General features: G+C 31.1%; 11 protein-coding genes and 3 tRNA genes. 8 read left to right on the top strand and 6 right to left on the bottom strand.

The annotated features are described in order from the left end of the window. The first annotated feature begins 128 nt into the window (after positions 1–128). Genes tsaD through ACIQ2Z_RS05565 form a run of 6 tightly spaced genes read left to right on the top strand, consistent with a single transcriptional unit; the run spans position 129 to position 5383 of the window. Entirely contained in the window at positions 129–1151 is a 1023-nt protein-coding gene (tsaD, locus tag ACIQ2Z_RS05590; RefSeq protein ID WP_396183164.1) for a tRNA (adenosine(37)-N6)-threonylcarbamoyltransferase complex transferase subunit TsaD, read from the top strand. Then, the gene (locus ACIQ2Z_RS05585) at positions 1151–1855 is read left to right on the top strand and encodes a 16S rRNA (uracil(1498)-N(3))-methyltransferase (RefSeq protein ID WP_396183163.1); all 705 of its coding nucleotides are present in this window, start codon (positions 1151–1153) and stop codon (positions 1853–1855) included. Before tsaD ends, ACIQ2Z_RS05585 begins: the two co-directional genes overlap by 1 nt. Positions 1856–1864: 9 nt before the next feature. Next, on the top strand, positions 1865–2506 hold the full coding sequence (locus ACIQ2Z_RS05580) for a DUF4159 domain-containing protein (RefSeq protein ID WP_396183162.1): 642 nt from the start codon (positions 1865–1867) through the stop codon (positions 2504–2506). A gap of 25 nt (positions 2507–2531) precedes the next feature. After that, a complete protein-coding gene (locus tag ACIQ2Z_RS05575; protein WP_396183161.1) occupies positions 2532–3620 on the top strand; it encodes an AI-2E family transporter in 1089 nt (362 codons plus the stop codon). Positions 3621–3626: 6 nt separating this feature from the next. Next, positions 3627–4814, top strand: coding sequence for a class I SAM-dependent methyltransferase (locus ACIQ2Z_RS05570; protein ID WP_396183160.1), 1188 nt, complete (start codon positions 3627–3629; stop codon positions 4812–4814). Positions 4815–4819: 5 nt separating this feature from the next. Further along, complete coding sequence (locus ACIQ2Z_RS05565; RefSeq protein ID WP_396183159.1) at positions 4820–5383, top strand: hypothetical protein; 564 nt, start codon at positions 4820–4822, stop codon at positions 5381–5383. A gap of 1 nt (position 5384) precedes the next feature. Here the strand turns inward: ACIQ2Z_RS05565 and ACIQ2Z_RS05560 are convergent, their stop codons facing one another. From ACIQ2Z_RS05560 to ACIQ2Z_RS05540, 5 genes are all read right to left on the bottom strand, one after another. Then, on the bottom strand, positions 5385–6029 hold the full coding sequence (locus ACIQ2Z_RS05560) for a M15 family metallopeptidase (protein WP_396183158.1): 645 nt from the start codon (positions 6027–6029) through the stop codon (positions 5385–5387). A gap of 34 nt (positions 6030–6063) precedes the next feature. Further along, complete coding sequence (locus ACIQ2Z_RS05555; RefSeq protein WP_396183157.1) at positions 6064–6552, bottom strand: hypothetical protein; 489 nt, start codon at positions 6550–6552, stop codon at positions 6064–6066. Between the two features lie 593 nt (positions 6553–7145). Then, a tRNA-Arg gene (locus ACIQ2Z_RS05550) sits at positions 7146–7219 on the bottom strand. Between the two features lie 5 nt (positions 7220–7224). Next, positions 7225–7299 (bottom strand) — tRNA-Pro (locus ACIQ2Z_RS05545). A 7-nt stretch (positions 7300–7306) separates the two neighbouring features. Further along, positions 7307–7390 (bottom strand) — tRNA-Ser (locus tag ACIQ2Z_RS05540). Between the two features lie 293 nt (positions 7391–7683). On the opposite strand from ACIQ2Z_RS05540, the gene ACIQ2Z_RS05535 reads away from it, so the two are divergent. Further along, a complete protein-coding gene (locus ACIQ2Z_RS05535; RefSeq protein ID WP_396183156.1) occupies positions 7684–8868 on the top strand; it encodes an acetyl-CoA C-acyltransferase in 1185 nt (394 codons plus the stop codon). Positions 8869–8890: 22 nt separating this feature from the next. Next, on the top strand, positions 8891–9652 hold the full coding sequence (locus tag ACIQ2Z_RS05530; protein WP_396183155.1) for an NlpC/P60 family protein: 762 nt from the start codon (positions 8891–8893) through the stop codon (positions 9650–9652). 61 nt (positions 9653–9713) lie between these two features. Here ACIQ2Z_RS05530 and ACIQ2Z_RS05525 read toward each other — a convergent pair whose 3' ends face one another. After that, entirely contained in the window at positions 9714–10994 is a 1281-nt protein-coding gene (locus ACIQ2Z_RS05525) for a hypothetical protein (protein ID WP_396183154.1), read from the bottom strand. Positions 10995–11014 lie beyond the last annotated feature (20 nt).

Genomic DNA, 11014 nt, shown 5'->3' with positions numbered 1-11014 from the left:
TTTGTAACGTTTATTGTAAAGTTATAATTTTACAACAACACAAAAATAAATAATTTTAACATAAGAAATTTACTTTCTTATAAGCTGAATTATTGGTAACAAATATAGTTCAAAATTCGTGCCTCTTTATGACACTTGATCCCATTTTTATATTAGCAATTGAAAGTTCCTGTGATGATACAGCTGCTGCTGTGTTGCAAAATCACAAAGTATTATCCAATGTTATAGCAAATCAGCGTATTCATGAGGAATTTGGCGGAGTTGTACCTGAATTGGCCTCAAGAGCACATCAACAGAATATTGTGCCGGTTGTCGATTTGGCCTTAAAAAAAGCAGGTGTTTCTAAAATGCAACTTCATGGTATTGCCTTCACACAAGGTCCGGGTTTAATGGGTTCTCTTTTAGTTGGAAGTTCTTTTGCTAAATCATTTTCAATGGCATTAGGAATTCCGCTCTTGGCCGTTAATCACATGCAAGCTCACATTTTAGCTCATTTTATTGATGAGGAAGGTTTTGATAAACCAACTTTTCCGTTTTTAGCATTAACTATTTCCGGTGGTCATACTCAAATCGTGAAAGTCAACCACTTTTTTGATATGGAAATTATTGGCGAAACTACCGATGATGCCGTCGGTGAAGCGTTTGACAAAACAGCTAAAATCTTAGGTCTGTCCTATCCTGGTGGTCCTTTGATTGATCAATTTGCTAAAGAGGGAAATCCAAAAGCATTTGGATTTACAAAACCCAAAGTGGAAGGTTTAAATTTTAGTTTTTCGGGTTTAAAAACACAAATTTTATATTTCGTTAAAAAAAACACAGCTTTAAACCCAAATTTTATTGAAGAAAACAAAGCAGATATCTGTGCTTCGGTTCAATTTACTATCATTCAAATTTTAATGGAAAAATTAAAGTTGGCTGTCAATCAAACCGGTATTAAACAAATTGCTATTGGTGGTGGTGTTTCTGCTAATTCAGGAATTCGAAAAACGTTGAAAGAGGCAGAAGCAAAATTTGGATGGAAAACCTTTATCCCAAAATTTGAATATACCACTGACAACGCAGCCATGATTGGCATTGTGGGTTACCAAAAATACTTACATAATCAATTTGAAAAGGCCTCTGTCTTTTCAAAAGCAAGAATTGAATTTTAATGCAACTTTTTTATTTTGAACATATAGATAAAGATTCTAAACAATTTTCTTTTGACAAAGAAGAAAGCAAACATATCAATAAAGTTTTACGCAAAATGGAAGGCGATATATTATTTGTAACCAATGGTTTAGGCTTCTTATTTAAAACAGAAATTATTTTAGCATCTGATTCAAAATGTACCGTAAGTATAATCTCATTTGAACAACAAGTAAAATCAAAAATCCATTTGCATTTAGTTGTTGCTCCAACCAAAATGAATGATCGATATGAATGGTTTTTAGAAAAGGCAACAGAAATTGGAGTTCAAGAAATTACTCCTATTATTTGTGAGCATTCTGAACGAAAAGTTATAAAATCGGAACGTTTTAACAAAATTTTGCTATCAGCAATGAAGCAGTCCAATCAATATTTTTTACCTATTCTTAATGAATCTATCATATTGAAGGAATTTATAAAAAAAGAAATTGTAGGTCAAAAATTCATAGCTCATTGTGAAGAAACTAACAAAAAAACGTTGAAAGATTGTTTACAAAAAGGTGAAAATTGTACCATTTTAATTGGACCGGAAGGTGATTTTTCATCAATGGAAATTCAATTAGCCCTAGAGAATCAATATATTCCCATATCTTTGGGAAATACTCGTTTGCGAACAGAAACTGCTGCAGTTGTGGCTTGCCATTCGATTGTATTTGAAAATGAATAAATTCGTTTTATGAAAAACATTTTTTTAGCCTTTTTTATTTTAATTGGATTTCAAATTTTTGCTCAGGAAATAGCCTTACTAAAATATAATGGCGGCGGCGATTGGTATGCTAATCCGACTTCTCTACCCAATTTAATTAAATTTTGTAATCAAAATATTAGTACCAATCTGAAAAATAAACCGGCAACTGTTGAACCCGGTAGTCCAGATTTACTCTCGTATCCGTTTGTTCATATGACGGGGCACGGAAATGTTGTTTTTAATGATAATGAAATCTTAAACCTTAGAAACTATTTAACTTCCGGAGGATTTATACACATTGATGATAATTTTGGAATGGACAAATACATTCGTAAAGAAATCAAGAAAATTTTTCCGAATAATGAGTTAGTTGAAATTCCATCCACACATAAAATCTTTCAAGGACCGTTTTCTTTCCCAAATGGAATTCCAAAAATCCATGAACATGAAAAACAAAAGCCACAAGCATTTGGTATTTTTATAAAAGGACGATTAGCTTTAGTATATACCTTTGAAACTGATTTAGGCGACGGTTGGGAAGATGAAGAAGTACACAATAATCCTAAAGAAGTTAGAGAAAAAGCATTAAAAATGGGTGCTAATCTAGTTCATTATGTATTTGTAAATTAATTGATTAATAAAAAAATAATACAAAATGACTTCTAAAACATTATCAATCGGCATTTTAAGAGCTCTTGGAATTATTTTACTTGTTGCTTTGGGAGCTTGGTTTTTGTATGCCATTCAATCAATCATAATTTACTTGGTTGTTTCTTTAATTCTAACGCTGATTTGTAATCCGGTTGTAGAATTTTTAAAAAAGAAATGCAGGTTCAATAATACTTGGGCAGTAATCACAACAATGATTTTACTTCTTATTTTGGTAGCATTGTTTATTTTGATGTTTGTTCCGCTAATTGCTTCTCAGGCTCAAAGTTTGTCGCTCTTAAATACTGAATCAATAGAAGAAAAAGTCAAACTTCTATACAATGATTTGAATTTGTATTTACTTGATCATGGTATTCTAGTGCAAGATCTTTTGAAAGACATTGACATTACATCTTACTTGAATATGAATTTTATTCCTACGTTTTTTAATGGAATTTTGTCAACAATAAGCTCAATTGGTATTGGCGTTGCTTCCGTTTTATTCATCACTTTTTTCTTTTTAAAGGACAAGGTAACTTTTTTAGTCGGAGCAAAAAGAATTATACCGGATAACCATGAATTTGAAACCTTAAATTCTATTTCTAAAATTAATGAATTATTAACGCGTTATTTTATTGGTTTAATTTTTCAACTTATGATTGTTTTCATTTTATATTATGTTGTTTTGCTAATTTTTGGAGTTGAAAATGCTTTAATCATAGCTTTTATTTGTGCTGTTTTAAATATTATTCCATATGTTGGTCCTTTAATTAGTAGTGTTTTGGCTGCTTCTCTAGCAATGATTGGCGGAATTGGTGGCGATTTTCAAACAGAAATTTTACCCACAGCATTGTATGTTTTAATAGGTTTTTATATCGTTCAATTGATTGACAATAACATTAGCCAACCATTGATTTTTTCAAATAGCACAAAATCTCATCCTTTAGAAATTTTTTTAGTTATTTTAATTGCAGGATTTATTTCGGGCATTCTGGGAATGATAGTTGCAGTTCCACTTTATACAATTATAAAAGTTGTTGCGAAGGAATTTTTTCCTGATTACAAAATCGTTCAAGTACTTACTAGAAAATTATAATTAGCCTTGAAAAATTTTGATTTTTTAACCATTAATGAAGTTCAATTTTTTATAGAAAATAATTTAAGTAAAAGTGTCTCAAAATTAGCTTTACAAAAAAATCCGTTTCCTGAATTAGATTGGAAGGAAATTCTCAATCAAATTGATGCAAAAGGAAAAGCAAAAGAGAAGCTACCCACTTGGTTTTCTTCAACAAAAATCATTTATCCGAGTAAAATTTCTGTAGAACAAACCTCTTCAGAAAAAACAGCAATATACAAATCAAAACTTATTTCTGGTGAAAAAATAATGGATTTAACCGGCGGTTTTGGTGTAGATGCTTTTTACTTTTCCAAACAATTTTCAAAAGTTATTCATTGCGAGCATAATTCGGAATTATCCGAAATTGTTAAACACAATTTTTATCAGTTGAAAGCTGAAAACATTCAATGTATTACTGGCGAAAGCGATGAAATTTTAAAATCCTACAATGAACAATTCGATTGGATTTACATTGATCCATCCCGAAGAAATGATGTGAAAGGAAAAGTTTTTATAATGCGTGATTGCGAACCAAATGTTCCTGATTTATTGGATTTGTATTTTAATTATTCATCCAGAATTCTAATCAAAACAGCTCCTCTACTCGACTTAACAGCTGGTTTAAAAGAATTAAAAAACATTTCAATCATTCATATCGTGGCTGTAGACAATGAAGTGAAAGAATTGCTGTGGGAAATTCACCAAGGCTTTGACGGAAATCCATCAATTAAAACAGTTAATATTTCTAAAAGTTATGAAGAAAAATTTGAATTCAATAAAGGTGAATCTTCAATTAAAGTTAACTACTGTGAGCCGAAAAAATATCTTTATGAACCCAATGCCGCAATTATGAAATCAGGCGGTTTTAATGAAGTTGCGTTTCAATTTAATTTAAATAAACTACATCCCCATTCGCATCTATATACTTCCGATGAAAAACTTGATTTTTGTGGCAGAGTTTTTGAAATTACAACTATAATTCCATACCAAAAAAAGGAAATGAAGTTGCATTTAGAAAACAAAAAAGGGAACATCACAAGTCGAAATTTTCCGGAAACAGTAGAAACTATTCGAAAAAAATGGAGAATAAAAGAAGGTGGAGAATTGTTTTGTTTTTTTACTACTGATTTAAATAATAATAAAATTGTGTTACTTTGCAAAAAATTAAAATAGCTTATATGAAATTGATAATTTTCAGCTTATTACTTTTGTTCACCTTACAAATAACAGCCCAAAAAAATTGTGATTATACTGTAGAAGTTAATGATAGTCTTGGAACTTTAAAAACAACAAAAGAATTTTTAATGTTTGAAAGACGTTTTGGTAACAATGAAAATTATATTTTCTTTTCTCTTTCCCTTGACAACGGAACACCTGTCCTAAATTTTCAACAAGTTCAAAAAAACAATGAATTTATTAAAGCTTTTTGTATTGATGCCTCTACAAAATTGTATTTACAATTAGAAAACGGAAAAATTATTACGCTTGTTCATACCAATACTGAAAATTGCGGAACTTTCTTTAGAAATGAAGATAAAAATGTACGGGTTTTATCTGCTAATTTTTTATTTCTTAAAAATACTATAGAAGAATTAAAAGTAAGTCCAGTCAACTTAATGAGAGTAAAATATAGTACTGAAACGGTCGATTATCTGATTAAACCTGAAATGCAATCTGAACTTTTAAATGAATTCATCAGACCCGAAAATTATTTTATTGATTATTTACATTGTGTAGAATAATTCAATTACAATTCCATTTAAAGTTTGAAATAGTATCCAGTTCATCACTGATTAGATGGTAATGCCACCATTCTGATTGAAATGCTTTGAAAGAACAACTTTCCATAATTTTTTTTAATAATTTTCTGTTTTGAAGTACTTTTTCGGGTAAATCAGTATAATTATGAGAAGCTTCTTTTTCAAAATAATCAAAAGTAGTTCCCATTTCAAGTTCTAAACCATTTTTGTCAACTAAAGTAATATCTACCGCTCCGCCTCTATTATGAATGGAACCTTTACTAGGATCAGCAACGTAAATCGGATTGGGAACAATTTTCCACATTATCTTTTGAATGGCTAACGGTCGATAACAATCATAAAGTTTAATTCGGAAACCCAAAACCATAAACTTTTGATTCGCTTCAATCAGTTTTTTCACAGTTTTATAACGCAAATAACATTCTGCACAATCATATACTTTTTCTTTTAAAAAATTTGATGTCGTTGCATACCGCATATCATAAACAAAATCGGTAGAATAATCTTTAAGATTTACAAAAGTTGTATCATGAATAGTATGTTGCTCATTTTGCTTTGGAATTTTTTCTTGACTGTATCCCAAACCAGAAAATAAAATAAAAATTAAAAAATAAAGTATCTTATTCATCATCAAAATTTTGACTAAATATACTCAAAAAAAGTTATTCTAAAAATTCAGCCCAATATTGATGAATCAAGTCATGGTGTTGCTGATAAAATAACTGTGCTTTTTCTCGGGATCGAAAGGCTAAAAATTGGGGAAGTATTGAAATACCAATATAGGGCGAAGATTGTCCATCTTTCATTTGTGGGAAAATAGCATAATTAGCTAAATGATGATTCCATCCACTTTGAAATGATTTTAACAACTGACTGAGTTGAGCTTTTGCTAACGTAGATTTTGCTTGATTTTCAGTAACAAAAACATTTCTGTTTTCATCATTTATTGGACGATTCTCGTAAGCTTCAACCTTTGAAAAACTATCAATATAATAGCCACTTACCTCCTTTAAATCTTGCCAACTCGCAACGAGTTTCGGATTTTCTTCGAGGTATTTTCTTAAAGCTCCTAGTTCATCTAGATTTTTTTTCTGTTGAAGTTCTAGAGCATTTAAACGGTTAATTATATTCAATTTTTCTTCAGGCGACATAATACAACCTTAATTTTGCATAAAAAATTGCTAGTAGTATTTGGGGCTACTGACAAGTACTTATAAAAAGTTACGAAAGATAATATATTATGGCTTAAAATTATATTATTACGTTTTAAAAGTAAAAAAAATCGTTTAAGAGTATAAAATTTATTTAATTAAACATGTTGTCCGATAAAAATAAATAAAAAAGAAGCCAAATTAATGGCTACTTAAAACTTATCGTAATTTAGAGTTGCGAAACAAAAAAAACGATGAGTAGAAGTAGTTATTTTTCCAGTAAATCTGTTTTCGGACAGCTGATTTCATTAATAGATGACGAAAAAGTAAAAGATTAATTAATAAAAGATACTGAATATCATATTAACCAATATTGCCAAAAGATAGTTCAGGACAACCTATTTTTTTAGGTCAAACCAATTTAGATTTTGACATTAAAGACGTTTTTAAAAATTGATATTTAACTATCCGTTCGCTTGTATAAACTCAATCAAATTGAACACCCTATAAAAACAAAAAAACACCCTAAAAATAGAGTGTTTTAAAGTAGTTTACTAAAACCTTTGTAAAAGCCTATAAATAGGCATAATTCGTGACCCAGTCAGGATTCGAACCTGAGACCTACTGCTTAGAAGGCAGTTGCTCTATCCAGCTGAGCTACTGGGCCATTCGTCGGGGTGGCAGGATTCGAACCTGCGGCCTCCTGCTCCCAAAGCAGGCGCGATAACCGGGCTACGCTACACCCCGAAAAAAGCGGAGAGACAGGGACTCGAACCCTGGCGACAGTTACCCGTCGACAGATTAGCAATCTGCTCCGTTACCACTCCGGCACCTCTCCTAATTCTGCAAAGAACTTAACTTTTTTGCGGTTGCAAATGTAACTTTTCATTCTATACTTTACAACTATTTAAACTCTTTTTTTGATATTTTTTTATTTAAGTTCTAAAATCAGTTAAAAGTCAACCACATAGAACTAAGAGTTGTTTAATATATAAAATAAAGTGCTTTTAAATAAAAAAATATATTCAATATTTTTTTTAATCTAAAAATTTTAAAATTTACATTTTTGTTTATAAAATAGCTTTAAAATAGTTAAATTCGCAACGTAAACAAACAAACTTAAATCTGGTTATGAATAATACAAAAATAGTTATCGTTTCGGCAGTGAGAACTCCAATAGGAAGTTTTATGGGAGGACTATCGACTATTTCGGCACCTCAATTAGGAGCAATTGCCATCCAAGGTGCTTTAGCTAAAATAAAATTAGACCCAAAATTGATTGATGAATTGTTTATGGGTAATGTGGTGCAAGCCGGAATTGGTCAGGCGCCAGCCAGACAAGCTGCTATTTTAGCAGGATTACCAAATACTGTTGCTTGTACTACAGTAAATAAGGTTTGTGCTTCCGGAATGAAAGCTCTTATGTTAGGAACACAAGCAATAAAGAGTGGTGATGCAGAAATAGTTGTTGTTGGAGGAATGGAAAATATGAGTTTGATACCACATTATGTTTATTTAAGAAACGGCTATAAATTTGGCCCGGCATCAATGATTGATGGAATGCAGAAAGATGGTTTAGTCGATGCATATGATAACAATGCCATGGGCGTTTGTGCCGATTTATGTGCCATAGAATATAATATATCTAGAGAAGCTCAAGATAATTTTGCAATTCAATCCTATGAACGTTCTGCCAAAGCTTGGGCAGAAGGAAAATTTGACAATGAAATTGTTCCGGTTGCTGTTCCACAACGAAGAGGGGAACCAATTATTATTTCAAAAGATGAAGAATTTACCAATGTAAAACTAGATAAAATTCCCAGTCTAAATGCTGTTTTTTCAAAAGACGGAACTGTAACTGCAGCCAATGCTTCTACAATAAATGATGGTGCTGCTGCAATGATTATTATGAGTGAGGAAAAAGCAAATTCTCTAGGATTAAAACCCTTAGCTTATGTTAGAGGTTATGCAGATGCTGCTCAAGAGCCAAAATGGTTTACAACTGCTCCGGCAAAAGCATTACCAAAAGCATTAGACAAAGCCGGTATTTCAATCTCAGAGGTTGATTTTTTTGAATTTAATGAAGCTTTTGCAGTTGTTGGTTTAGCCAACGCACAATTACTTGGATTAAACGAATCAAAAATTAATGTCAATGGAGGTGCTGTCTCCTTAGGGCATCCGTTAGGTTGTTCGGGTGCAAGAATAATTGTTACTTTACTAAATGTTCTACAACAAAACAATTCAAAAATAGGTGCTGCAGCTATTTGTAATGGTGGCGGTGGTGCTTCAGCAGTTGTAATTGAAAGCGCATCTTAACACTTGAAATAGCCCCAAATTCATGTACGGAATATGTAATCTTGCCATCATACCTCTACGAATTGAACCTAACGATCGAAGCGAACAAGTGTCGCAAGTTTTGTTTGGTGAGCATTTTGAGATACTAGAGCAACTTAAGCAATGGTTTAAGATACGTTTAGAGTTTGATGGATATCAAGGATGGATTGACTCAAAACAATGCCAAATTATATCTGAAATGGATTTTAATGAAATTTCAGGCAGCTTACAAATACTCAATAATGATTTAGTCGAATATATTACCAGTGAATCAAATCTATTGATGCCACTACCACTAGGGGCTTCACTAACATTTTTAAATTACGAAGTAATAAACAAATACAATTACGAATTTGAAGGAATGAAGGCAACGGGTGTAAAACCTAAATCGGAATTATTAAAAACCGCATTCATGTATTTGAATGCTCCCTATTTATGGGGAGGTAAGACACCTTTTGGAATTGACTGTTCCGGTTTTACACAAATGGTATATAAACTTAACGGCTATAAATTATTAAGAGACGCTTCACAACAATCCACACAAGGCGAAGCTTTAAGTTTTATTGAAGAAAGTGAACCTGGTGACCTAGCCTTTTTTGATAATGAAGAAGGTAAAATAATTCATGTTGGCATCATTATGCATGACAATTACATCATTCATGCGAGCGGCAAAGTTCGAATTGACCGTTTAGATCATTTAGGAATTTATAATGCTGATACTAATCGACATACTCATAAATTGAGAGTGATTAAGAAAATTATATAAAAAAAACCCAAAAAAGCATCAGCTTCTTTGGGGTAAATTATTTCATTTTTTTTATGAATTATTACTTAATAGAATCTATTTTTTCTTTAGTTTCTTTATATTTATCATCCATTCCTAAAGTAGGATAAATTTGAGTCATTAAATTCAAAACTTCAAGATTGTTAGGTTGATAAGTAATAGCTTTTTCCAAATATGGTAATGCTTCTTCTAACAATTTATTTTTCTTAACCATTAGCTCATTATACTTTTTGTTGTCAGCAGAAGTATTTCCCAAACTGTTCATTTCTTCAAAAATTTTAGATTGCTCGTCAATTTTGAAATTTGCCAAATTAATATAAGCATTAACATAATCAGGTTTAATCTCTATAACTTTCTTGAAATAATTAACTGCATCCTCTTTTTTATTTAATTTATTAGAAGCTATACCTAAATTATAAATTAAGTCTGCATCATTAGGATTTTTGTCTGAAGCTTCTTTTATAATTTTAATATAATTATCCATATCTCCCTTTTTATTATAGAAATCAGCTTCAATTAAAACAAAGTCCGTATTATTAGGATAAAGTTTTCTGGCTGCTTGAATTTCAAGCAAAGCTTTGTCAACTTGACCTTTTTCAGCCAAAAGAATAGAGTAATTTCTGTATACTTCACCTCTTACTGACGGAACTTTTTCTTCTCTTGGTTTTTCATGAGTACCAGCTTTAATATATAAATCTCTTTCAGCTTTAGTTCCATAGGAAGTTTCAGCTTTTGTAGCTTTATCAGTTGCAAAATATTCTGTGACCTTTCCGGTATAATTTAAATCTTTCAATTGTCTTAAATACTCAATTGCCGTATCATAATCTTTTGCTATGATGGCTCCGTTTGCTGCATAATATAAATTAACCGTGTCTTTTGGACTAATTCTATAAGCTTGGTATAATTTTTCTGTACCTTCTTTATATTTGTTTGCTTTATTATCAGCAATGGCAGAATTTACCAAATTATCGCGAACTGTTGCTAAAGATGCTTCTGCTTGAGAAGTATACTTAGATTTTCCCATTGATTTTTCTAAAGCAATAAGATCTTGATATGATTTTGCTGCTAAAATCAAATTATTTCCCGATTCAACATTGTGGTTTGAAAGTTCTAATAAAGCATTTCCTTTCAGAAAATAAAAATGTGCTTTTTCTGCATCTGGTGCAGTTGCTATGACTGCTTCTGCAGAGGCTAATGCATTTTTAACTGCTGTTGTTTCATAATTTTTGGTTGCTTTTTCCAACGCTTTTAATTGATCTTTTTGAGCCATTGTACTCAAACTTAACAACAAAGTAAAAGCTGGAACGATGTATCTACTTTTCATGGTAAATCAAATTTAATTAA

The organism is Flavobacterium sp. (genome assembly GCF_044361015.1).
Classification (GTDB): Bacteria; Bacteroidota; Bacteroidia; order Flavobacteriales; family Flavobacteriaceae; genus Flavobacterium.
Note: the sequence above shows the minus strand (reverse complement) of the source record. Positions and strands in the feature narration are given on the sequence as shown.